Raw genomic sequence first — 22377 nt, 5'->3', positions numbered from 1 at the left:
TTGTCAAGGCTGTGGCGCACGACCCTTGCGCGCCAACAACCTCCGCCGCGTCTTCTCAATGTTGCTGCGCAAGGCATACAACTCATCCGCATGGGCCAGCGGCACGGTGATCTGGCTGGCCACGCGGTCGAGTTCGTCCAGTTCGTTGAGCAAGGCGGTGGAGTCGGCATCGCCTTCGTCCATGCGCGTTTCCACCTCGCGCAGGCGGGCGTACCAGCGGAACACGCGTTGGCGCACGCGGTAGGTGTAGAGCGGGGGCACGACGCGGGACAGCGGCAGCAGCAGCACGATCAAACCGCCGATGACCAGCCACATGCGCTCCAGCAGATTGCTGGCCCAGAACGGCAGGTAGCGTTGCCAGAAGGGCGGCGTGCCGTTGATGGCGCGGTCGCCCTCAGGGCTGACGGGCAGTTCGCTGGTGCGGGTGTTGGGGAAGTCGCGGGCGCCGTTGAACCACCCTGCTCCACCGTGGATCTGCTGGGCGGCCTGCGCGAACAGCTGGCGCAGAGCGGGATGGGTGTCTTCCTGGGTGAGCAAGGCGGTGGTGGCCGCCATCAGGTCGATGTCCTGGGGCGGCAGGTCGCGAGCCAGGTCCACCATGCCGCGGGGCAGGTCCACCGTTTGCAGGAAGGGGAAGCGCCGTGACAGCGCATCGCCATGGGGCAGCTCGGCCAGGGCGATGCCGGGCTCGCGCAGCAGGCGCTGCACCACCGGGGACTCGGGCGCGGTGACGAGCACGAGGGCATCGAGCTTGCCGGCACGCAGGGCCTCGGCCGCGTCGTGCGGGGGGAGGTGGCGGGTCGTGAGGGCGTCGAGCGACAGGCCGTTGGCATCGAGCAGGCGGCGCATGAGGTCGGGCACGCCGCTGCCGTCCTGGTCCACGTTGAGGCGCAGGCCGCGCAATTGGCTCAGGGCGTGCAGGCGGGGCACTTCGGTCGCCTTGGGTTGGCCGGGCTTGTGTGGGGGCTGCAAGGCAGTGGGCCGGTAGAACAGCCAGACGGGCTCGTAGAACAGCGCGCCCAGCGACATGATGCCCATGTCAGCGTCTTGGGCCATGTCCACACTGCCGCCACGCACGAAGGCGACGTCGGCACGGCCTTCACGCAGGGCTTGCAGGTTGCCGACGGTGCCTTCGGTGGTGAGCAGCTTGACCTGGATGCCTTCACGCGCGAGCGCCTGGGCGTAGCGTTGGCCGAAGGCGGCATAGGCACTGCCGGCGGGGCCGGTGGCCAAGGTGACGGTGCGCGGCGGCTGCGGGTCGAGCCACCAGTAGGCGCCCGCCACCAGCGCAAAAGCCAGCACGGCCACCGGGCCGGCCGACGCGAGCATGTCCCGCAGGGACTGCAGCCACAGGTGCAGGGTTTGTTTCACTTGGCGGGCGACGGAGGTGTGAAGGGCTGACATGGCGGGGAAGGCTCTATTCACCGCATTTTTTGCGGTGATTGTGCGGGCGATTCGCCGCAAGCAGATCTTGCCAAAAATTGCCAAGCCTTCTATTCTGCAGCTCATCATGAGCACCATGAACATTTCTTTGCCCGACGCGCTGAAGTCCTACGTGGACGAGCAGGTCAGCGAGCGTGGCTATGGCACCAGCAGCGAGTATGTGCGCGAGTTGATTCGTCAGGATCGTGACCGGCAGCAGTTGCGGGGTTTGCTTCTGGCAGGCGCTGCCTCGGTGGCAGCCGAGCCGGTCACGGCGTCGTACTTTGACGATCTGCGCAGCCGTGTGCGCAAAGGTGGCGCGAAGGGCCGGGCCGAGTGAAAGGCAAGGCGGTCATCCCGCGTGAACTGGCCAATCGCGATGTGGATGAGGCTTTGGCCCACTATGTGAACGAGGCGCCCGTGGATGTGGCCCTGGGCTTCATTGATGCGCTGGAGCAGGCTTACGCACTCATTGGCCAACAACCAGGCATCGGTTCGCCCCGTTGGGGGCATGAGCTGGGTTTGCCGGGTTTGCGCGCTTGGCCTTTGACCCGCTACCCCTACCTGGTTTTCTATGTGGACCTGCCCGACCATGTTGCGGTGTGGCGTGTGCTGCAGGCGCAGCGCGACGTGCCCGCGGGCATGTTGGCCGTGGGCCTTCAGGGTTGATCGGTCAGTTTTCTGACAAAGCTGGCCAGGCGCGCCAGCCCTTCCTGCAGGTCCTCGCGTGAGGCGGCATACGACAGACGCACGTGTGCGCCACCGCTGCTGGGTCCGAAGTCGTGGCCCGGTGTCAGCGCGACGTGGGCCTCTTGCAGGGCGCGCTGGCAGAACTGCATCGAGTCCAACCCGGTATGGCTGACGTCGATGTAAACATAGAACGCGCCATCGGGCTGCACGGGCACGCTCAGGCCCGCGTGGGCCAGACCTTGCAGGACCAGGGCGCGGCGGGCAGCAAATTCGGCGCGCCGGGCTTCGCACACGGCCAGGGATTCGGGCGTGAAGCAGGCCAGGGCCGCCAGCTGCGCGGGCGTGGAGGCGCAGATGAAGTAGTTCTGCGCCAGGCGCTCCATCACCGGCACCATGACCTCGGGCACCACGGCCCAGCCCAGGCGCCAGCCGGTCATGCCGAAGTATTTCGAGAAGCTGTTGATGACAATGGCGTCGGGGTCGATGGCCAGCACGGTTTGTGCGGGGTGTCCCTGGGCGTCGGCGTCGCTGAGGTTGAGGTAGATCTCGTCGATGATGCGCCAGGCATCGTGGCGTTTTGCCCAGTCGCAGATGGCGGCCAGTTCGGACGCGGGCACCGAGGTGCCGGTGGGGTTGGACGGCGTGGCCAGCATCAGGCCCTGGGTGCGCGCCGACCAGTGGCGTTGCACCGCACCCAGGTCCAGCTGAAAGCGCGAGGCGGCGTCGGTGGGCACCAGGCGCACGTTGGCGCCAAAGCCGCTGAGGAACTGGCGGTTGCAGGGGTAGGACGGATCGCCCACCAGCACCTCGTCACCGGGGTCAACGAGGGCGGCGGTGACAAGCAGCAGCGCGGCCGAGGCACCTGCCGTGACCACGATGCGCTCGGGCGCGACGTGGACGCCGTGCATGGACTGGTAGAAGCCGGCGATGGCTTCGCGCAGCGCGGGCAAGCCGAGGGCGCCGGTGTAGGGCAAGGCGGCTTGGGCGGCGGCGTCTTGCAGTGCGGTCAGCACCGCAGGCGGTGCCCCGAAATCAGGCTCACCGAGGTTGAGCTTGATGACACGGTGGCCGGCAGCTTCGAGTTCGGCAGCGTGTTTGCCGAACTCCATGGCCAGGAACGGGGCGATCGACTGGGCGCGTTGTGAGACCTTCATGGCAGGGAGTGTGCCATCGGGCACCTCTCCCTGCCACGCCGCCGGGTGGGCAGGGAGTGGGCTGGTGGGGGCCTCAGTTGACGCCTGAACGCCCGTGCTTGGGCAGGTAGCGCCCGCCTTCCCGCACGGCGCGGCACATGTGCCGCTCGGTCACGCCTATGCCCTTGAGGAAGGCATCGCGCAGCTGCAGCACGGTGTCCACGGTGTCGTCCGAGGCCTCGATGAGGTAGCCCTGGATGCGTTCAAGCTCTTCGATCTGGCTTTCGCTGAAGCTGGGGCGGGCCCAGACCGGCAGCATGGTGCAGGGGGTGAAGCCCCAGGCGCTGGGCTGGTCGTACACGTCCTGGGCGCGCAACACCTTGTCCAGCGTGTGGAGCATGCGGCGGTCGGCCTCACGCGCCACGCCGTGCTCGGCCACTTGCGCGGCCACCAGGCGGGACTCGGCGGCATCGATCACGACCTGGCAGAGCACCGGCTCCCCATGCGCGTGCATGGGGTGGCGCCAGTGGCCCACGTACAGCCGGGCCGGTGCGACCCATTGATCGCTGTCTGAAGAGATGTTGCCGAAATGGGTGTTCATGCGTCATCCTCCTTGAAAAGCGCCTGAGGGATCAGGCCGCTTGTTTGCATCATGCAGAAATTGGGCCAGTTTGGGCGGGCGTGTGTGACAGCCGTGTGAGCTTTTCACCCTCCCAGCATTTTTTCGATGTGGGCCTGGGCGGCGGCGTACGGGGCGCGCAGGCGCAGGTTGTATTCCCCACCCGGGCTTTGCACGACCACGGCCTTGGCGTGGCTGAAGCGACGGAAGCCGTGAATGCCGTGGTACGCGCCGGTGCCCGAGGGGCCGACGCCGCCAAAGGGCACGCTCTCAATGGAGGCGTGTGTCATGACGTCGTTGACCACCAGGGCGCCCGAGGTGGTGAGGTCGGCGAAGCGTTGCTGGCGTGCCGGGTCCTGGCCGAAGTAATAGGCGGCCAGCGGGCGGGGGTGGTCGTTGATGTAGGCCAGGGCCTCGTCGGGCTGGGCGTAGGTCTGGATCGGCAGGATGGGGCCGAAGATTTCTTCCTGCATCACGCGCATGGTGTCGGTGGCGCCCAGCACCAGGGTGGGCGCCATTTTGCGGGTCGCGGCATCGGCCAAGGGCTCGCCGGCAGGTTGCAGCTCGACCACGGTGGCGCCTTGGGCACGGGCGTCGTCCAGCAGGGCTTGCAGACGCTGGAAGTGGCGCTCGCTGATGATGGCGGTGTAGTCGGGGTTGGCGTGCAGCGTGGGGAACACGCGCGACACGAAGGCGCGGGCGTGGGTGACGAAGTCGTCTTGGGCGCTGGCGGGCAGCATCACGTAGTCCGGCGCGATGCAAATCTGGCCGGCGTTGAAGGTCTTGACTGTGAGCACGCGCTCGGCGGTGGTCTGGATGTCGGCGTCGGTGTCGACCAGCACGGGCGACTTGCCGCCCAGCTCCAGGGTGACCGGGACGAGGTTCTCGGCCGCGGCGCGCATGACCTGGCGCCCCACGTTGGTGCCACCGGTGAAGATGAGGTGGTCAAAGGCCTGGCCACTGAAGGCGGCGCCCACGCTGGCGTCGCCCAGCACGGTGCCGATCTCCATCGGGTCGAAGTAGCGGCCGAAGAGCTCGGCCAGCAGTTCGGCGGTGCGCGGGGTCAGCTCGGAGGGTTTGATGAGCGCGCGGTTGCCGGCGGCCAGCACCCCGGCCAGCGGGCTGAAGGCCAGGTTGATGGGGAAGTTCCAGGGGCTGATGATGCCGACCACGCCCAGGGGCTGGTACTGGATGCGGGCCTGCATGCCGGGCGCGGGGGCGGGCTGCTCTTCGGGCTGCATCCATTGCGTGAGGTGTTCGCGGGCGTGGCGCAGTGCACCCAGGGAGGACATGATGTCGGCGGCCAGGGTCTGATAGGCGCTGCGGTGGCCGAAGTCGGCGTTGACGGCGGCCACCAGCTCACGGTGGTGGGTGCTCAGCAGCGTCATGGCGCGGCTGAGGCGGTCCTGGCGGAGTTCGGCGCTGGCAGGGCCGTCCTGGATGTGGGCGCGCTTCATGGCGGCGACGGTGGCGGCCAGGTTCGTGGCGGTGACAGGGGTGCTCAAGGTCATGTCTCCAGGGGTGTGTAGGAAGGTTTTGTGACACAGGTTTAACACACCCTGTTGCGCCGTGTGCGAAACGGGTCAATGCCCGCAGGCCGTGTCCGGATTCAGCACAGGGGCGCCAGCCTGACGCCGCCACTGTGCGGGTGTGGTCCCGGTCCAGCGCTGAAACGCCCGGTAAAAGGGGCTGAGTTCGGCAAAGCCCAGCCCGTGGGCGATGTCGCGCAGGCTGCGGTCGGGTTCGCCCAGCTGCTGCAGGGCCAGGTCGCGGCGTGCGGCGTCGAGCAGGTCGGCGTAGGTGGTGTGCAGGCTGTGCAGGCGTCGGGCCAGGGTGCGCTCGCTCAGGCCCAGGGCCTGGGCCGCCTCGGCCCGGGTGGGCGGGGTCGGCCCCATGCGGCTGCTGATCCAGCTGGCGAGGGTCTGGTCGAGGCGTTGGCCCTGGGCCAGGTGCTGCAACTGCGCGGTAGCGTACTGCTCGTGCACCTGGGCGAGCTGGGCATGGGTTTGGGCCTGCGGCAGGGGCTGGTCCAGCAGGGTGTTGTCGAGCAACAGGCCGCTGTAGGCCTGGCTGAAGGAGACGGGGGCGGCGAACACCCGTCGGTAGCCGGCCAGGGGCCCCACCTGCTCGTGGCTGAAGCACACCTGGCGGGGCGCGATGGGCCGGTGGGTGATCCAGCGGGTGGCGCTGACCACGGCGGCCAGCACGGCCTCGATCTGGTGGGGGCTGAACGCCAGGTCGCCCTGTCGCGGGTGGTAGACCAGCCAGCTGGCCTCGGCACCGGGCAGGATCTGAAAACGGCCGCCGTCGGAGATCAGGCTCTGGTACTTCTGGATCACGCCGAGTGCCTGGCGCAGGGTGGCGGCGGATTGCAGGATGAAGCTCACCACATTGAGGCTGGCCGGGCCCACCCGTGTGCCGGCCTTGAGCCCGAAGCCGGGGTCGTTCGACAGCCGCGCCGCCGTTCGCCACAGCCGGGTGATGTGGTCAATCGGCCACCGCTCCCGTGTTAACTCGTCTTGCCGGATGTCGGCGGCCGCCAGTACCGTGGCGTCGTCCAGGCCCTGCCGGCGCGCTTCGCCCAGCACGGTCTGCACCCAGCTCATCGACACGGTGGCCTGCAAAATCAATTTGCGTGTCCTGTGAAGTCAATTGTTGGGGATCATAAATCGATAAGGTGGCGTTCACGGTGTGACAAGAGGAGAGCGGTGCATGGCGGTAGAGAGGCGTTCGGATGTGCTGGTGGTGGGCGGCGGCCTGGCGGGCATCGTCACGGCCCTGGAATGCCTGCGCGCAGGCCAGCATGTGACCCTGGTGGACCGCGACACGCCTGAGCGCCTGGGCGGGCTGGCGCTGTGGGCCTTTGGCGGCATGGCCCTGGTGGGCACCCCCCTGCAGGCGCGCATGAAGATTGCCGACACGCCCGAGCGCGCCCTACAGGACTGGTTGCGTTTTGGCGAGTTGGGTGAGGCCGATGTGTGGCCCCGGCGCTGGGCCGAGTATTACGTGCAGCACTCGCGCGCCCAGGTGTACGACTGGCTGCGGGCGCATGGGCTGAAGTTCATGCCGGCGGTGAACTGGGTGGAACGGGGGCGCTTCGGTGAGGGCAACAGCGTGCCGCGTTACCACGTGGTGTGGGGCACCTCGCGCGAGCTGACGCGCTGCATGATCGCCGCCATGAAGGGCGCTGACCCGGGCGGGCGTTTGCAGGTGCTGAGCCGCCACCGCGTGACGAATCTGGAGCGCACCGGCGGGGCCTTGTCAGGCGCGGTGATGGTGAACGAAGCCACCGGGGCCGAGGTGCGCGTGCAAGCGCCGGTGGTGGTGCTGGCCATGGGCGGCATCAATGGCTCACATGCTGAGACGGTGGCGAACTGGCCCGCGCATCGCCCACGGCCTGCCACCATGCTCAACGGGGCGCATCCCTTTGCCGATGGCAAGCTGCATCACCTGGTGGCCGATGCCATGGGCGGGCAGATCACACACGCGGGCGAGATGTGGAACTACGCCGCCGGCATCCCGCACCCGCAGCCGCATTTCGACGGGCATGGCCTGTCGCTGATCCCGTGCAAGTCGGCGCTGTGGCTGGACCACACCGGGCGGCGCATCGGGCCGGAGCCGCTGGTGACGGGCTTTGACACCCACGATCTGTGCCAGCGCGTGGCGACTCAGCCCAAGCCGTACACCTGGCAGTTGTTGAATTGGCGCATTGGCGCCAAAGAGTTCGCCATCTCAGGGGCCGAGCACAACCCGCGCATCCGCGATAAGCAGTTCATTCGCTTTGTATTCGAGATGCTGACTGGCAACGACCGCCTGTTGCGCCAGATGCAGCAGGAGAGTTCGCACTTTCTGGTCGATGACACGCTGCAGGGGCTGGCTCAAAAGATGAACGCCTTGACCCAGACTTTGTACGGCAAGCAGGACGTGAACCCCGCCGTGTTGCAGGCCACCGCCGACGCCTTTGATGCCAACTTTGCCCACGGCAGCAAGCTGCACAACGATGACCAGCTGCGCCGGGTGCAGCATGCGCGCCAATGGGGATCGGACAAGCTGCGCACCTGCGCGCCGGCGCCGTTGCAGATGAAGGGGGCGGGGCCGTTCATCGCCATCCACATGCAACTGATCACGCGCAAGAGCCTGGGTGGCCTGCAGACCGATTTGTACAGCCGGGTGCTCGATGGTCAGGGCCAGCCCGTGTCCGGTCTGTACTGTGTGGGAGAGGCCGCTGGCTTTGGCGGCGGCGGGGCCAATGGCAAGCGCTCGCTGGAGGGCACGTTTTTGCCCGGCTGCATCTTGACGGCGCGTGCTGCGGCGCGGCACATCACTGCGGGTTGAGTCATGGAAAGACAGCAACAGAACACCCCACACATGGAGCCCGACTTCATCGTCATCGGATCTGGCCCAGCGGGCTGCGCCGTGGCATCGCGCCTGTCGGAAGACCCGCACCATCAGGTGCTGCTGCTGGAGGCCGGTCCAGGGCTGCGCAAGGGTGTGCTGGGCAGCAATGCTGCACTGACCCCCGTGATCTACGGCACGAGGCCCAGCGCCTACAACTGGGGTTTTGACAGTCTGCCAGACCCAGGCCTCAATGGCCGCATTTCCTACAACCCGCTGGGGCGTGGTCTGGGCGGCGGCACCACGCTGAACACGCTGATGTACCTGCGCGGCCACCCGCACGACTACGACGCCTGGGCCCAGGCAGGCAACCCCGGCTGGAGCTGGAGCGATGTGCTGCCCTACTTCAAGAAAAGCGAGAACAACCAGACCTTCAAGAGCCCTGGTGACCCTTATCACGGCCAGGGTGGGCCGGTGTGGGTGGAGGAGCTGCGCACGGACAACCCCTGGCACGCCACGCTGCGCCAGGCCTGTCAGGAGGCGGGCTGGCCCTACAACCCCGATCTGAACGGTGCGACGCAAGAAGGCTTTCGTCCCACGCAGGTGATGATGAAAAACGGCGAGCGCCACCATGCGGGCCACGCCTATATCCTGCCGCACCTGGGCGTGCGTCCCAACCTGGCACTGCAGTGCGACAGCCCGGTCACGCGCATCCTGTTCGAGGGGCGGCGCGCCGTGGGCGTGGAGGTGGTGCAGGACGGCACCAAGCGCGAGATCCGTGCGCGCAAAGAGGTCATCGTCTCCAGTGGCGGCCTGCTCTCGGCCAAGCTCTTGCAGCTCTCGGGCGTGGGCGATGGCGCTTTGTTGCAGCGCATGGGCATTCCTGTGGTGGCGCACCTGCCTGCCGTGGGGCAGCACCTGCAAGACCATGTGGACGTGATCCTGGGGCACCACATTCCAGGCGATCCCCACCTGCTCGGTATCTCGCCCACCGGGGCGCTGAACCTGTGGCGTGCCATTCGCCGCTGGCGCCGAGAGCGCCGTGGCATGCTCACGACCAACTTTGCCGAAGTCACGGGCTTCATGCGTTTGGACCAGGATTCGCCCCTGCCCGAGATCCAGTACGAGTTCGTCGTCGCCCTGGCCATGGACCACGGGCGCGACGTTTACGCCAAGCATGGCATGTCCACCCATGTGCTGCTGCTGCACCCCAAGAGCCGGGGCAGCGTGCAGATTGCCAGTCCGCGCTGGGAGGATGCACCCGCCATCGACTACCGCTATTTTTCGCACCCCGATGATTTGGCCACCATGGTGGCGGGTGTGCGGCGCGTGCTTCAGGTGTATGACACGCCCACGTTCAAGAGTCGCGTCAAGGCCGACCTGCGCACCGCGCACTGCCGCACCGATGAGGACTATGCCCAGTTCTGCCGCAACGTGGCGGGCACCAACTACCACCCCACCAGCAGTTGCCGCATGGGGCCGGATGCGGCCACGAGCGTGGTCGATGCCCGATTGTGCGTACACGGTCTGCAGGGGCTGCGCGTGATCGACAGCTCCATCTTCCCCACCATTCCCGGTGGCAACACCACTGCGCCCAGCTACATGGTGGGCGAAAAAGGCGCGGCCATGCTGCAAGAGGACTGGTCATGATGGCACCCACGCATGCCGCACCGAAAGCCCCGCAATGAGCCACACACCCTTGCCTGATCACATCCCCCAAGCCCTGCGCGACTGCTTCAGCGCGCAGCGCGCCGCCTTTCAGAACGCACGCTGCCCCAGCCTGCAAGAGCGCCGCCAAGACCTGCGCGCGCTGCACCGCCTGCTGCTGGAAAACCGCGACGCCCTGGTCGACGCGGTGAATCAGGACTTCGGCTGCCGCAGCCGCTTCGAGACCCTGATGACCGAGTTGCTGCAAGGCCAGGAAGCGGCGCTGGACGCCATCAAACACCTGCCGAGCTGGATGAAAAGGCAAAGGCGCGCGCTCGACATCACCCAGTATCCGCTGGCCAGTGCTTACGTGATGCCCCAGCCCCTGGGCGTGATCGGCATCGTCGTGCCCTGGAACTTTCCCATCGGCATGGCGGTGCAGCCCATGATTGCCGCACTGGCCGCAGGCAACCGCGTGATGGTGAAGATGTCGGAGAACTCCGCCCACCTCGCGCGCCTGCTACAAAGCCTGCTGCCGCGCTACTTCGCGGCAGACAAGGTGAGCCTGTTTCAGGATGCGGGCGCGGATGGCCAGAGCGTGGGGCCGCTGTTCACGCAGTTGCCGTTCAACCACCTGTTCTTCACTGGCTCACCGCAAACAGGCAAGGCCGTGATGGCCAATTGCGCCGCCAACCTCACGCCTGTCACGCTGGAGCTGGGTGGCAAGTCGCCCGCCATCGTCGCGCCTGATTACCCCCTGGACACCGCCGCCGAACGCATCATGTGGGTCAAGATGCTCAACGCCGGGCAGATTTGCACCAACGTCGATTACCTGTTTGTGCCTGAAGGCCAGGAGCGGGCCTTCATCAGCCACGCGCAAAAAATCCTCGCGCAGCGCTATCCCGATCTGCTGAACGGCGACTACACCGCCATCATCGACCAGCGCCAGTATGAGCGCTTGCAGGCCATGCTGGCCGATGCGATGGCGCAAGGCGCGCAGGCCGTGCCGTTGATGCCGGGGCACACCGGCGACCCAGCGAGGCGCATCATGGCGCCCATCGCGCTCTTGAACGTCCACGACGGCATGCAGGTCATGCAGCGCGAGATTTTCGGCCCCTTGCTGCCGATTCGCACCTATCGGCAAAAGGAAGACGTGGTGCAGTACATCAACGATCGGCCCAACCCGCTGGCGCTGTACTTGTTCAGCCACGAGCGCAGCCTGCAAGACTATTACCTCAGCCAGACACTGTCGGGCGGCGTCACGCTCAACGACACGCTGCTGCACGCCGGGCAGCACAGCCTGCCCTTTGGCGGCGTGGGCGCGAGCGGCATGGGGCATTACCACGGGCGCGAGGGCTTCCTGACCTTCTCCAAGCTGCGCCCGGTGTTTCAGCAAGGGCTGCTGCGCACGGTGGACTTTTTGCAGCCACCGTATGGCGGACTGGCCAGCAAGATGCTGAGCGTCATGCTGTGGCGCAACCGCTGAGCGCTGCGGGCACATCCAAGAGCGCACCCCAACATCCAAGGAGTACCCATGCAAGGTGACATTGTTTCCGGCGTTTTGCTACCCCTGATCCTGGCTTTCATCATGTTCTCTCTGGGGCTGGGCCTGACGGTGCGCGACTTTCAGCGCATCCTTGAGCAGCCTCGGGCCTTGCTGGTGGGGGCCTTTTGCCACTTCGTGCTGCTGCCGCTGGTGTGCTACCTGATGATCACCGCCATGGGCGTGACCGGCGCGTTTGCCGTCGGGTTCATGATTTTGGCGGCCTGCCCGACCGGCTCCACCTCGAACTTGCTGACCTACCTGGCGCGCGGCGATGTGGCACTGGCGCTGAGTTTCACGGCGGTGGCCAGCGTGTTGACGATCTTCACGCTGCCGGTGGTGGTGACGTGGGCCCTGGCGCACTTCATGGCCGCCGAGCGGGCGGTGAACGTGCCGGTGGGCCTGATGATGGGGCAGGTGGCGCTGGTGCTGGGCCTGCCGGTGAGCTTGGGCATGGTGGCCCGCCACCGCTGGACGGCGTGGGCCCTGCGGTTTGAGCCGCGCGCCACACGCATCGCCACCGTGCTGTTTGTGCTGATCGTGGTGCTGGCCGTGGTCAAGAACTGGGGCTTGCTGGGTGACAACTTCGCCAAACTCGCCCCCCTTGCGCTGGTGCTGAACCTCACCATGCTGGGGGTGGGTTTTACCGTGGCCTGGTTGGCCCGCCTCTCGCGCAGCCAGTCGATCACGCTGGGCATCGAGACAGCGGTGCAGAACGCCGCCTTGGCGCTGGTGATTGCCAGCACGGTGCTGCAGGACGATGCCATGGCCATTCCCGGTGCCCTGTATGGTGTGCTGATGTATGCGGGCGGTTTGCTGTTCGCGTTCACCATGCGCCGCTTCATGGGGGCGCCCGCTGTGGCGCAGCCCCCGCACTGACATCAGACCGACAACGAGGAGAACACCATGAATGGTGCGCAAGCTTTGATGAAGACCCTGGCCGATGCCGGGGTGGACGTGTGTTTCAGCAATCCCGGCACCTCGGAGATGCACTTCGTGGCCGCCTTGGATCACGAGCCCCGCATGCGCGCTGTGCTGACGCTGTTCGAGGGCGTGGCCACCGGCGCGGCCGATGGCTATGCGCGCATGGCGGACAAGCCGGCCGCCACGCTGCTGCACCTGGGCTGCGGCCTGGGCAATGGCCTGGCCAACTTGCACAACGCCCGCAAGGGGCGTGTGCCGGTCGTCAACATCGTGGGCGACCATGCGACCCACCATGTTCAGTACGACGCACAGTTGCAGTCCGACATCGAGACGGTGGCGCGCAATGTATCGAAGTGGGTGCGCACCTCGCAGAGCACCGCGGCGCTGTGTCAGGACGCGGTGGAGGCGGTGGCAGCCTCGATGGGCCCACCCGGCCAGGTGGCCACCTTGATCCTGCCGGCCGATGTGTCGTGGAGCGAGGGCGGCGTGCCGGCCCCCATGCCAACACTGACGGTCCCGCCAGTGGCCGATGATGCGGTGGTGGCGGCCATTGCGCAGGCCCTGCAAGGCGGTGGCAAGACCGCGCTGTTGCTGGGCGCGCGTGCCTTGCGCGAGCCCGCTCTGATGGCGGCCGCCCGCATTGCCGCGAAATCCGGGGCCAAGCTTTACGCCGAGGTGTTCCCTACCCGCATCGAGCGCGGTGCGGGCCTGCCGCATGTCGAGCGCATTGCCTACCTGGCCGAGTTGGCTTCGACCCAGTTGGCCGGTTTGAAGCACCTGGTGCTGGTGGACGCCAAGTCGCCCGTGTCCTTCTTCGCCTACCCCGGCAAGGCCAGCGATCTGGTGCCCGAGGGCTGCACGGTGCACCATTTGGCCACCTTCGAGCAAGATGCCCTGGGCAGTCTGGAGAAGCTGGTGGCGCAGCTGGGTGCACAAGCCGCCACGCCCGAACTGCAAGCGCCCCAGCGCCCCGAGCTGCCCAGTGGCGAACTGAGCGCGGAGAAGGTGTGCCAGGCCATCGGGGCCCTGCTGCCTGAGCGGGCGGTCATTGTGGACGAGGCCCAGACCTCGGGTGTGAAGCTGCCCAGCTTCACGCGTGGCGCGCCCCGTCACGATGTGATCACCTTGACGGGCGGGGCCATTGGCCAGGGTTTGCCCAATGCGGTGGGGGCGGCCATTGCCTGTCCAGATCGCCCGGTGCTGGCTTTGTCCGGTGACGGCTCGGCCATGTACACGGTTCAGGCCTTGTGGACGATGGCTCGCGAGCAGCTCAACGTCACGAGCATCATCTTCAACAACAAGTCCTACGCCATCTTGAACATGGAGTTGCAGCGGGTGGGTGCCACCGGCAAGGGCGACAAGGCCCGCTCGCAGCTGGACATTGGCAACCCCGGCCTGGATTTCGTCCAACTGGCCCAGGGCATGGGCGTGCAGGCGGTGCGCGCCACCACGGCCGAAGAGTTCAACCGTGCGCTGGAGAACGCGCTGCGCACGCCAGGACCGCACCTGATCGAGGCGGTGGTGCCCAATGCCTACACCGGGCTGAAGCTCAAGGTGCTGCCGCACGTGCTCAACGCCCTGGGCAGTCTGCCGCAGCCGCTGGCGCAGGCGATCAAGCGCAAGGTGGCGCCTTGACCATGGCGTTCGAGCCCTGACGCTGGTTCAGCACATGACCAGCGCAGGCGTGCTTTTCGCCGTGCTGGGTTGAGGCCGCGCCCGATGCCGCCACACCGGGCGCGGCAGGTGCCAGTGGTCGGCCATGCTGTGAACCAGGGTCTGCTCGTCCACGGCAATGTGATGGTCACACTCGACCAGGGTGGCACACAGATCAAGCAGGATCAGCCGCAGGCCGCTGTCGTCGATTTCGTCGAGCATGGCGTGCCAGCTGGCGGTGGGCAGGGCCTGCGCACCTTGCCAGGGGATCTCGGAGAAGGTGCGCAGGTCATCGCACAACTGCTGCGTCACCAGCATGAAGTGCGGATGGCTCAGGTCGAGGCGGTGGGGGATGTCATGGTGCTTGAGGGCCTCCATCTCATCGCGGCTGACATGGCAGTCAGCCAGCAGGATCATGCTCACGATGCGGGCGGCGGATTCGGGGCTGTTGCGACGGTAGCTGCGCATGGAAAACTCCATTGAAGATCACACGGAGCCCCAGCATACGAATTTCAACGCATCGAGAAAATCAGAAATTATTTTGTGAATTTGAAGATAAAGTCGAAATGTTTGTCTTGGATGTGTGTGCCGGCTGACGCGCCAATGAAAAGCGCCCGGACGGGCCGGGCGCATGGTGTGGAGGCGTTGAGCAGGGTCAGTTGAAGATCTTGCCCAGCTTGATCAGCTGGGTTTCACCACTGCCCAGGTCCACGCCGTCGTTGTCGTTGACGATGTAGACGTCGCCATTGGCCAGGCGGGCCAGGCCTTCGATTTTCTCCAGCACATGGCCCTTGGTGGCGCGCAGGTCGGGCAGCAGGTCGCGCACCAGGGTCTTGCTCAGCACGCTGCCGTCGGCCTTGCCGGTCAGGTCGATGCGGTAGATCTTCTTGACGGTGGCATCGGGGCCTGCCTGGTTGTCACGCTCGATCACGGCGAAGCGGTTGTTGCCCAGCGCCATGATTTCCGACAAGCCGACCCAGCCGCCGTTGGGCGAGGTGGGCAGGTCCAGCGGGTAGAACAGGAAGGACCAGGTCTGGGTGGCCAGGTCGTACACGCCGATGCGCGGATGCGTGTCGCCAGTCCAGGTGCGCTGGAAGGCCACCACGAGCTTCCCGTCGGCTTCGGCAATGCCTTCGTAGCCATTGCTGGTCTGCTTGGCATTGACGTCCGCAGGCAACTGGATGATGTCTTCGATGACCCCGGTGGCCGAGACCTTGAAGATCAGGTTGGCGCTTTTGCCGACCGCGCCTTCCGAGGCAATCCAGAAGCCGCCGCTGGAGGCGATGGCGATGCCTTCGGGATCGATGTTGACGCTCTTGTCGGCGTTGTTGACCAGGGCGGCCAGGTCGGCGTCGTCGAAGGTGCTGCCGCTGGGGGTGTCCGGCAGGCTGGTGGCCAGGCCGGCGATCAGGCCATTCGGGTCGGTGATGCGGATCTCACGCTGCAGTCTGGCGGGCTTGACGCTGGTGTCGATCTCGAAAATGCGGTTGCCACGGAAGAAGGCGTCGTCCACCGCGTACACGAGCGAGCCGGTGGGCGCGGCCGCCAGGCCGGACAGGGCCGACCAGGGGATCGGGGTGCCGTCGGTGCGGTTGACCGATGCGATGGTGGGGTACTGGGCCGGGGCCTTCTGGTACTGGTAGATGTTGAGGGCGGCGAACACGGCCGGGCCGCCCGAGACGGGGTTGGTCTCTTCGCTGGCGGTGATGACCAGATTGCGAGACGGGATGGTCAGCACCCCTTCCGGCGCCTGGGCCGAGGGCAGCACCTGCTTGAGGGCCGGGGCATTGGCCTGGCTCAGGTCGTACACGGCCAGCACGCTGGAGCGCTCGGACGCCACGAACAGGTAATCGGTACGGTCAAAACGGCCGCTGGCCACGTTCTCGGGCTCGTTGCCCTTGGCATCCGAGCGCTTGTCGTTGGTGTGGCCGATGCGCGCCATCAGGTGCTCCATCGTGTTGCCCGCGTCGTAGGCCACGCTGCCGTCGGTGTTGAACAGGGTGAAGCCACGGCTGCCGCCGTCCAGGTCGCCTTCGTTGGCGGTGACGAACTGAGTGGTAGAGACCCAGGTGACGCCGTCGGGCTCGCGCAGGCGGTCGCTCAGGCTTTCGGTCAGGCTCACCTGGTTGGGGCGGGGGGCATCGGTCAGGTCGATCTGGGTCAGAGAGACCGTGCCGGCGCTGAAGTCGCGGGTCAGCTGGCCTGTGGCCAGGTCCACGAGCACGATGTGGTTGTTCTCTTGCAAGGTGACCACGGCCACGTTGTTGTCGTTGATGGAGACGTATTCGGGTTCGGGGTCGGTGGGGAAGCGCATGGCCAGGTTGCCCAGCGCCACGTCACGTGTCTTCCAGGTGGCCGGGGCGCCGACCGCGTCGACGATCACCAGCTTGCCGCCCGGCAGTTGGGCGGGGCGCCCGTCACCGGCGTCTTCGTCGCGCTCGTTCTCGATCACGACGGCCACGTATTTGCCATCCTTGCTGATGGCGATCGAATCGGGCTGGCCGCCCAGGGCGATCTCATGCACCACCGTGCGCGTGGCGATGTCGACGACCACCAGCTTGCCCGAGGGGGCGGTGAAGCTGGCGGAGGTGTTGACTGCGATCAGCGCGTGGTTGCCTTGCACCGTGATGGAGGTGGGTTCGCCACCCATGGCCAGGGCGCCCAGTGCTTGCGGGGCCGAGGGGTCGGTGATGTCCACGAAGCCCACTTCGTCCTTTGGGCTGTTGGTGTAGATCAGGGTCATGCCGTCGGTGCTGGCTGCCACGATTTCGGCGGCGGTGGCCTCGCGGGTTTCGCACGAGGAGCCGATTTGGGCGCACACGGCGAAGGTGGCCACGCGGTTGAAGAACTGGGTGTCGTCGCTGACCGAGGCGGCCACCTTGGGGACGGACGGGGTGTCGTCACCGCCCCCTCCGCAGGCGACCAGAAGGGTGGACAACGCGAGGCTGGCAGCGAGGGCGGAAGCGGTTTTTTTCACGACGGCAGTCACAAAGTGGAACAAACCGTCGGAAGGTAGGTGGCTGTCGTGAAAATGCCGTGACTGTTTCTTGAACAATTGGCGACAGGCTTGGCCCTTTGTGGCCCAATCAAGGCATGTCCTGGCTCAAGAAAGACCCGCACTCGATCCGCTCCCCCGCGGGGTGGGAGTGGGCCATCTGGAAGAAGCTGCCCTGGATCTGGGCCGTGGGCACTGCGCTGCCCCTGGTGCTGGCCGGAGCCACCTGGCTGTTCTATCCTGAGCAGCCCAATGGCGCCCGCGATCCCGCCGTCATGCGCTTCGAGTTCATCATGATCGGCCTGGTCATCCTGCACTGGACCCTGGTGCTGACGGTGGCCATCGGTTGCGGCATCGTCATGCTGATGAAGGGCCCCAACTACAAGGCCGACTCTTACCCCATGCCCGACAGCGACGAGCCACTGTGAGGCCAGGCCCCACGGCGCACACACCGTGGTGCTTGTCCTGTCAGGGTGAGGGGTCGGCGGCCTCCATGTGCAGCAGGGCCTGCTCCAGAGGCACCAGCTGGTCCAGGGCATGCGGAATCTGCAAGGCGGTGAACTGGGCGCGGGCCTGGGTCAGGTGGGTGCGGGCGCACTGGGTGTCGCCCTGGGCCAGACAGGTGAACGCCAGGCACATGTGACCATCGGGGACGTACTCGGGCAAGACACGCTGCTCGATCAGGGCTTGGCCGGCGGCCTGCAGGGTCTCCAGATCCCGAAAGCGCATGGCGATCAGCGCCTGGATGCGCACGGCGATCAGGCGTTTGACGGCGTGACCTTGTTGGCGCGCTTCCTGGGTGCAACGCTGCGCCAGGGCCCATGCCTGTTCGGGCGCATCGTGCGCATAGATGAGTTGCACCGCTTCGCCGAGGGTGGCGCTGCTGCAGGCGGCTTCCGCATGCACGAGCGCGGTCACCGGCGAGGGGGGCAAGGCCGTCCAGCTGTCCGATTCCGGCGCATCGGGCATCCAGGCTGCGCTGGCGCTGCCCACGCAAACCGTGGCGGCCCAAGCCCAGCCGAGTCGGCGGAGTGTCGAGGAACGCTTCATGGCACCTCCTGCACGCGTCACACCTGCTTACATGCTGCTCAGCTTGCCACCACGCCCGCGGCTTGCACAGCCCCCGCATGTCCGAAATCCGAGAAATCGTGGCGGATTTCGGGTGCCCGTGCGCGCATCACAGAATCTGCCACCATGCCAGGGTTGCGATCTTCGTCCCGGGCCCATGTCACGCCACCCCCTTGCCTTGCTGTCCAGTCTGTACGCCGCCCAGGGGCTGCCCTTTGGCTTTTTCACCTTGGCCTTGCCGGTGTTGATGCGTGAGGCGGGTTGGTCGCTCACGGCCATCGGGCTCTTGCAGGTGTTGGCTTTGCCCTGGTTGCTCAAGTTCCTGTGGGCGCCCTGGGTGGATCATCACGGCGCGCGTCGCACCTGGTTGCTGGGTTTGCAAGGGGCCTCGGTGGTGGCGGCGCTGGTCTTGGCCGCCTTGGACCTGAGCCCCACCCACCAGGGCCTGCTGCTGGCCGTGCTGGTGTTCAACCTGCTGGCTGCCACGCAGGACATTGTGACCGATGGCCTGGCCGTGCGCCTGTTGGCGGCGCGTGAACGAGGCCTGGCCAATGCCATCCAGGTGGGGGCTTATCGCCTTGGCATGATTCTGGGGGGGGGGGGTCTGTTGTGGCTGTGGGCGCGCAGCGATGGACGGTGGGTGTTCGTCGTGATGGCGGCCTTGCTGGCGCTGAGCACCTGGCCGGTGTGGCGCATGCAGGAGCCGACGCGCCCGGCCCATCCACAGGCGAGCGACATGGCGCTGCCGCATCCGACGCTCGGGCAACTGGCCCTGGGCTGGTGGCACCGGGCTCTGACGCCGGGCATGCTGGCGTGTGCCGCGCTGGTGGTGTGCTTTCGTCTGGGCGATCAGATGGTCAGCAGCCTGATCACGCCCTTTGTCAGTGACCAGGGCGCCAGCAAGGAGACGATTGCGCTGATGAAGGGCGCCGTGGGCTCCGGTGCCAGCCTGTTGGGGGCGGTCCTGGGTGGGCTCTTGATGGTGCGGGTGAACCGGCGCACCGCCATGCTGTGGACGGGGTTGGGCCAGTCGCTGACCTTTGTGCTGTACCTGGCGATCGCGCTGGGCTGGGGCGGCATGGGCTGGCTGTGGTGGGCCACGGTGGCCGAGGGCGTGGTCGGCACGATGGCCACGGTGGCGCTGTTCGCCTTGATGATGGACGCGTCCGATCCCGACCATGCCGGCACGGACTTCACCTTGCTGGCCAGTGTGGTGGTGGGGGTGGGCAGCCTGGGCGGGGTGGTGGGCGGTCTGATCGGCGATGCCTGGGGTTACGCCTGGGCCTTTGGCATCGGCACCGTGTTGTCGGCGCTGGGCTGCGTGGCCCTGGTGGCCTGGCTGGACCGCCGGCCCACGCATGCGCGGGTGGCGCAGGCCTGGCGCTGAGGGCGCATCCAGACGCACAAAGGGGCGCCGCAGCGCCCCTTTTGCATCACGCTGAGGTGATCAGCCGCAGCTGCCGATGGCGCCACAGTTGGCGCACTTCATGCAGCCGTCGACCTTGTGCATTTCATGCGCGCCGCACTCGGGGCACTTCTTGCCCGAGTTGGGCACGGTGTGGCCGTTGTTGCCGCTCGACGCCGTGATGCTGTAGTCGGTGGGCTGCAGGTGGTGGCCCAGCTCTTCGTCACGGCGTGCCAGGCGGGCGGCCAGTTGCAGGGCCGGGACCTGGTTGCCTTCGGCGTCCAGGAAGCCACGCTTGGCCAGGATCTGCTGCAGCGCGAAGCCGATGGCGGCCACGTCGGAGTCGTGGAAGCGCGGGGCCACGGTGCCGTCGGCGCGCTCGATCATGCCGAAGCGGACCGGCCCCTTGTCCCACACCACCTTGCGCATCGAGGCGACGGCCTTGGCCACCGAGCCACCGGACTGACCCACCATCGACAGCAGGCGCATGCTCGAGGTGATCCACTGCTGGCCGTCCGAGGTCTGGCCGCCGGGGATGAAGAACTCGATCGGGCGCTCGATGGTGACTTCCTTGCCGTCGATCGTGCCTTGCACGCGCAGGAAGTTCACGGTGACGTAGACGGCCTGCTTGCCCTCAAACGTCATGTACTCGACCTTGGAGGTGATGCCTTCGAGGTCGCCCATCGGACGCGAGTCGAACTGCTTGCGCAGCGGATCGTCGTCGTTGCGACCCGCGCCAGCCGGAGCGGTGCCTGCGGCCGGTGCGGCAGCGGGCGTGTCCACCGACAGCACGGCGCCCAGTGTGGCGTTGGGGCGGTAGGTGGTGATGCCCTTCAGGCCCATGCGGTAGGCCTGCAGGTACAGGTCGGCAAAGTCGGCGAAGGGGTAGTCGGCTGGGACGTTGATGGTCTTGGAGATGGCCGCGTCGATGAAGGGGGCCACGGCCGCGACCATTTCCACGTGGGCGATGGCGCTCATGTCCTGGGCCGACACGAAGGCGTCGGGCAGGTTCTTGGGGTCACCGCCACGGCTCAGGTAGACGCGGTAGGCGTGGTCTTCCACGGCGTAGATGCGGTGGCCGCCGTCGGGCATGCGCTTCTTGCGGTTGTAGGTCCACGAGAAGGCAGGCTCGATGCCGTTGGTGGCGTTGTCGGCAAAAGCCAGCGTGATGGTGCCGGTGGGCGCGATCGACAGCAGGTGCGAGTTGCGCAGGCCGTGCTTGCGGATCTCCTTGCGCAGCTTCTCGGGCAGGCGCTTGGCGAACGCACCGGTGTTGAGGTACTGGTCGGCGTTGAACAGCGGGAAGGGGCCGCGTTCCTTGGCCAGCTCCACCGAGGCAGTGTAGGCGGCGTCGCGCAGCGTGGCCGAAATCTTGGCAGCCATGTCACGGCCTTCGGGGCTGTCGTAGCGCAGGCCCATCATCACCAGGGCGTCGCCCAGGCCCAGGAAGCCCAGGCCGATGCGGCGCTTGGCGGCCGACTCGGTGCCTTGCTCTTTCAGCGGCCACACGGTGGCGTCCAGCACGTTGTCGAGCATGCGCACGGCCACGGCAATGCCTTGCTCGAAGGAGGCGAAGTCAAAGCTGGCGTTCGGCTCGAAGGCGTTGCGCACGTGGCTGACCAGGTTGATCGAGCCCAGGTCGCAGCAGCCGTAGGCGGGCAGGGCCTGCTCGCCGCAGGGGTTGGTGGCCTCGATGGTTTCGCAGTAGGCGAGGTTGTTTTCCTCGTTGATGCGGTTGAGGAAGAGCACGCCAGGCTCGGCGAAGTCGTAGGTCGACTTCATGATGGTGTCCCACAGGTGGCGGGCCTTGACCACCTTGTAGACCCACAGGCCGTCTTCGCGCTGGTAGGTGTCGGGTACTTCGGGGTGAGGCTGGGCGGCGTGCACCAGTTCCCAGTCGCCGTCGGCGGCCAGGGCTTCCATGAAGCCTTCGACGATGCCGACCGACACGTTGAAGTTGTTCAGGGTGCCGGGCGTGCGCTTGGCGACGATGAAATCCTCGATGTCGGGGTGCGAGACGTTGAGCACGCCCATCTGCGCGCCACGGCGGGCGCCGGCGGATTCGACCGTCTGGCAGACCTGGTCGAACACCTTCATGAAGCTGACCGGGCCCGAGGCACGCGAGTTGGTCTTCTTGACCCAGCCGCCCTTGGGACGGATGGCGCTGAAGTTGTAGCCCACGCCACCGCCACGGCGCATGGTTTCGGCGGCCTGCGAGGCGGCGTCCATGATGCCGATCTGACCGTCGGCGCCGATCATCGCGTCGCCCACCGGTTGCACGAAGCAGTTGATCAGGGTGGCGGCGGTGTCGGCCAGGCCGGCGGCGGCGTTGATGCGCCCGCCCATCACCACGCCCAGGTCACGCTGGGCTTCGTAGAAGGTGGCTTCCCACTTCTGCTGAGCTTGCGGGGTCTTTTCGATGGTGGCCAGACCCTTGGCGACGCGGCGGCGCACGTCATCGACCGAGGTCTCACCGGGCTCGGCGTACTTCTCCAGCAGGACGTCAACGGAGGCCTCTTGGGGCGGGAGCGCGAGAGCGGTGGTGTGGGTCATGACAAGCAAATGAGAGGGGTTGAACGGGCCGCGGTGTGCGGGCGCGGACGGGACGCGGCGGCACAGGACGGCCTCGACTGTATTACGTCGGAGGGGTTGGATTTTGCGCCGTCGCAATGATTCGTTGGACGGGGGCGAATGCCCCTGATCGCCCCAGGGTGGAGACAGGCCGCCGTCATGTGGGGCCGTGCCGCAGGGCGCGAGCGAGGGCGAGAGTATGCCTGTGCCGCGACCGGTCTGCCTGTTGCCGGGCGGGAGCTTGAGTGAGAGATCAGGGTATTCCCTGGTGTGTGAGGGTGTCCCGTCGGTGGCGTCTTTTCTCCCCGTGGCATCCCGCTGGTGGCAGGCGTGGGGGCGACATGGCGCGGGGCACCGGCGACACTGCGGGGC

General features: G+C 66.8%; 18 protein-coding genes. 9 read left to right on the top strand and 9 right to left on the bottom strand.

Annotation, left to right across the window (positions count from 1 at the left end):
- Nucleotides 1–3 precede the first annotated feature (3 nt).
- Nucleotides 4–1404 (bottom strand): TAXI family TRAP transporter solute-binding subunit, encoded by a 1401-nt coding sequence (locus WIT60_RS14960; RefSeq protein ID WP_339584676.1) that lies wholly within the window; start codon nucleotides 1402–1404, stop codon nucleotides 4–6.
- 106 nt (nucleotides 1405–1510) lie between these two features.
- Between WIT60_RS14960 and WIT60_RS14955 the strand changes: the two genes are divergently transcribed.
- Both WIT60_RS14955 and WIT60_RS14950 read left to right on the top strand, forming a co-directional pair.
- Nucleotides 1511–1762: a type II toxin-antitoxin system ParD family antitoxin gene (locus WIT60_RS14955; protein WP_339584675.1), complete on the top strand. Its 252-nt coding sequence runs from the start codon at nucleotides 1511–1513 to the stop codon at nucleotides 1760–1762.
- Complete coding sequence (locus WIT60_RS14950; protein WP_339584674.1) at nucleotides 1759–2091, top strand: type II toxin-antitoxin system RelE/ParE family toxin; 333 nt, start codon at nucleotides 1759–1761, stop codon at nucleotides 2089–2091. Before WIT60_RS14955 ends, WIT60_RS14950 begins: the two co-directional genes overlap by 4 nt.
- Here the strand turns inward: WIT60_RS14950 and WIT60_RS14945 are convergent.
- From WIT60_RS14945 to WIT60_RS14930, 4 genes are all read right to left on the bottom strand, one after another.
- Complete coding sequence (locus WIT60_RS14945) at nucleotides 2082–3266, bottom strand: pyridoxal phosphate-dependent aminotransferase (protein ID WP_339584673.1); 1185 nt, start codon at nucleotides 3264–3266, stop codon at nucleotides 2082–2084. The genes WIT60_RS14950 and WIT60_RS14945 overlap by 10 nt on opposite strands.
- Before the next feature lie 73 nt (nucleotides 3267–3339).
- On the bottom strand, nucleotides 3340–3846 hold the full coding sequence (locus tag WIT60_RS14940) for a hypothetical protein (protein ID WP_339584672.1): 507 nt from the start codon (nucleotides 3844–3846) through the stop codon (nucleotides 3340–3342).
- Between the two features lie 104 nt (nucleotides 3847–3950).
- Nucleotides 3951–5369: a coniferyl aldehyde dehydrogenase gene (locus WIT60_RS14935; protein WP_339584671.1), complete on the bottom strand. Its 1419-nt coding sequence runs from the start codon at nucleotides 5367–5369 to the stop codon at nucleotides 3951–3953.
- A 78-nt stretch (nucleotides 5370–5447) separates the two neighbouring features.
- Nucleotides 5448–6494 carry an AraC family transcriptional regulator gene (locus WIT60_RS14930; RefSeq protein WP_339584670.1) on the bottom strand — a complete coding sequence of 349 codons (1047 nt, stop codon included), beginning with the start codon at nucleotides 6492–6494 and terminating at the stop codon, nucleotides 5448–5450.
- Nucleotides 6495–6576: 82 nt separating this feature from the next.
- On the opposite strand from WIT60_RS14930, the gene WIT60_RS14925 reads away from it, so the two are divergent.
- Genes WIT60_RS14925 through WIT60_RS14905 form a run of 5 tightly spaced genes read left to right on the top strand, consistent with a single transcriptional unit; the run spans nucleotide 6577 to nucleotide 13948 of the window.
- A complete protein-coding gene (locus WIT60_RS14925; protein WP_339584669.1) occupies nucleotides 6577–8199 on the top strand; it encodes an FAD-dependent oxidoreductase in 1623 nt (540 codons plus the stop codon).
- Between the two features lie 3 nt (nucleotides 8200–8202).
- The gene (locus tag WIT60_RS14920) at nucleotides 8203–9849 is read left to right on the top strand and encodes a GMC family oxidoreductase (protein ID WP_339584668.1); all 1647 of its coding nucleotides are present in this window, start codon (nucleotides 8203–8205) and stop codon (nucleotides 9847–9849) included.
- A gap of 34 nt (nucleotides 9850–9883) precedes the next feature.
- Nucleotides 9884–11332 (top strand): coniferyl aldehyde dehydrogenase, encoded by a 1449-nt coding sequence (locus WIT60_RS14915; RefSeq protein ID WP_339584667.1) that lies wholly within the window; start codon nucleotides 9884–9886, stop codon nucleotides 11330–11332.
- Nucleotides 11333–11380: 48 nt separating this feature from the next.
- The gene (locus tag WIT60_RS14910; protein WP_339584666.1) at nucleotides 11381–12268 is read left to right on the top strand and encodes a bile acid:sodium symporter family protein; all 888 of its coding nucleotides are present in this window, start codon (nucleotides 11381–11383) and stop codon (nucleotides 12266–12268) included.
- Nucleotides 12269–12295: 27 nt separating this feature from the next.
- Nucleotides 12296–13948, top strand: coding sequence for an acetolactate synthase large subunit (locus WIT60_RS14905; RefSeq protein WP_339584665.1), 1653 nt, complete (start codon nucleotides 12296–12298; stop codon nucleotides 13946–13948).
- Between the two features lie 27 nt (nucleotides 13949–13975).
- Here WIT60_RS14905 and WIT60_RS14900 read toward each other — a convergent pair whose 3' ends face one another.
- On the bottom strand, nucleotides 13976–14434 hold the full coding sequence (locus tag WIT60_RS14900) for a hypothetical protein (RefSeq protein ID WP_339584664.1): 459 nt from the start codon (nucleotides 14432–14434) through the stop codon (nucleotides 13976–13978).
- 187 nt (nucleotides 14435–14621) lie between these two features.
- Nucleotides 14622–16943 (bottom strand): esterase-like activity of phytase family protein, encoded by a 2322-nt coding sequence (locus WIT60_RS14895; protein WP_339584663.1) that lies wholly within the window; start codon nucleotides 16941–16943, stop codon nucleotides 14622–14624.
- 116 nt (nucleotides 16944–17059) lie between these two features.
- Here WIT60_RS14895 and WIT60_RS14890 point away from each other — a divergent pair, with 116 nt between their 5' ends.
- Nucleotides 17060–17389: a hypothetical protein gene (locus WIT60_RS14890; RefSeq protein ID WP_339584662.1), complete on the top strand. Its 330-nt coding sequence runs from the start codon at nucleotides 17060–17062 to the stop codon at nucleotides 17387–17389.
- A 40-nt stretch (nucleotides 17390–17429) separates the two neighbouring features.
- On the opposite strand, the gene WIT60_RS14885 is transcribed toward WIT60_RS14890, so the two are convergent.
- A complete protein-coding gene (locus WIT60_RS14885) occupies nucleotides 17430–18011 on the bottom strand; it encodes a hypothetical protein (protein WP_339584661.1) in 582 nt (193 codons plus the stop codon).
- Nucleotides 18012–18186: 175 nt separating this feature from the next.
- Between WIT60_RS14885 and WIT60_RS14880 the strand changes: the two genes are divergently transcribed.
- Entirely contained in the window at nucleotides 18187–19416 is a 1230-nt protein-coding gene (locus WIT60_RS14880) for an MFS transporter (RefSeq protein WP_339584660.1), read from the top strand.
- A 60-nt stretch (nucleotides 19417–19476) separates the two neighbouring features.
- Here the strand turns inward: WIT60_RS14880 and WIT60_RS14875 are convergent, their stop codons facing one another.
- Nucleotides 19477–21987 (bottom strand): adenosylcobalamin-dependent ribonucleoside-diphosphate reductase, encoded by a 2511-nt coding sequence (locus WIT60_RS14875; protein ID WP_339584659.1) that lies wholly within the window; start codon nucleotides 21985–21987, stop codon nucleotides 19477–19479.
- Nucleotides 21988–22377 lie beyond the last annotated feature (390 nt).

Origin of the sequence: Aquabacterium sp. G14 (assembly GCF_037482285.1) — a bacterium.
GTDB lineage: Bacteria > Pseudomonadota > Gammaproteobacteria > Burkholderiales > Burkholderiaceae_C > Aquabacterium.
Note: the sequence above shows the minus strand (reverse complement) of the source record. Positions and strands in the feature narration are given on the sequence as shown.

Coding starts and splice junctions, on each gene's coding strand:
- WIT60_RS14920 (WP_339584668.1), top strand. CDS start 8,203: ATGGAAAGACAGCAACAGAACACCCCACACATGGAGCCCGACTTCATC.
- WIT60_RS14910 (WP_339584666.1), top strand. CDS start 11,381: ATGCAAGGTGACATTGTTTCCGGCGTTTTGCTACCCCTGATCCTGGCT.
- WIT60_RS14890 (WP_339584662.1), top strand. CDS start 17,060: ATGTCCTGGCTCAAGAAAGACCCGCACTCGATCCGCTCCCCCGCGGGG.
- WIT60_RS14940 (WP_339584672.1), bottom strand. CDS start 3,846: ATGAACACCCATTTCGGCAACATCTCTTCAGACAGCGATCAATGGGTC.
- WIT60_RS14885 (WP_339584661.1), bottom strand. CDS start 18,011: ATGAAGCGTTCCTCGACACTCCGCCGACTCGGCTGGGCTTGGGCCGCC.
- WIT60_RS14925 (WP_339584669.1), top strand. CDS start 6,577: ATGGCGGTAGAGAGGCGTTCGGATGTGCTGGTGGTGGGCGGCGGCCTG.
- WIT60_RS14945 (WP_339584673.1), bottom strand. CDS start 3,266: ATGAAGGTCTCACAACGCGCCCAGTCGATCGCCCCGTTCCTGGCCATG.
- WIT60_RS14875 (WP_339584659.1), bottom strand. CDS start 21,987: ATGACCCACACCACCGCTCTCGCGCTCCCGCCCCAAGAGGCCTCCGTT.
- WIT60_RS14880 (WP_339584660.1), top strand. CDS start 18,187: ATGTCACGCCACCCCCTTGCCTTGCTGTCCAGTCTGTACGCCGCCCAG.
- WIT60_RS14960 (WP_339584676.1), bottom strand. CDS start 1,404: ATGTCAGCCCTTCACACCTCCGTCGCCCGCCAAGTGAAACAAACCCTG.
- WIT60_RS14905 (WP_339584665.1), top strand. CDS start 12,296: ATGAATGGTGCGCAAGCTTTGATGAAGACCCTGGCCGATGCCGGGGTG.
- WIT60_RS14955 (WP_339584675.1), top strand. CDS start 1,511: ATGAGCACCATGAACATTTCTTTGCCCGACGCGCTGAAGTCCTACGTG.
- WIT60_RS14900 (WP_339584664.1), bottom strand. CDS start 14,434: ATGCGCAGCTACCGTCGCAACAGCCCCGAATCCGCCGCCCGCATCGTG.
- WIT60_RS14915 (WP_339584667.1), top strand. CDS start 9,884: ATGAGCCACACACCCTTGCCTGATCACATCCCCCAAGCCCTGCGCGAC.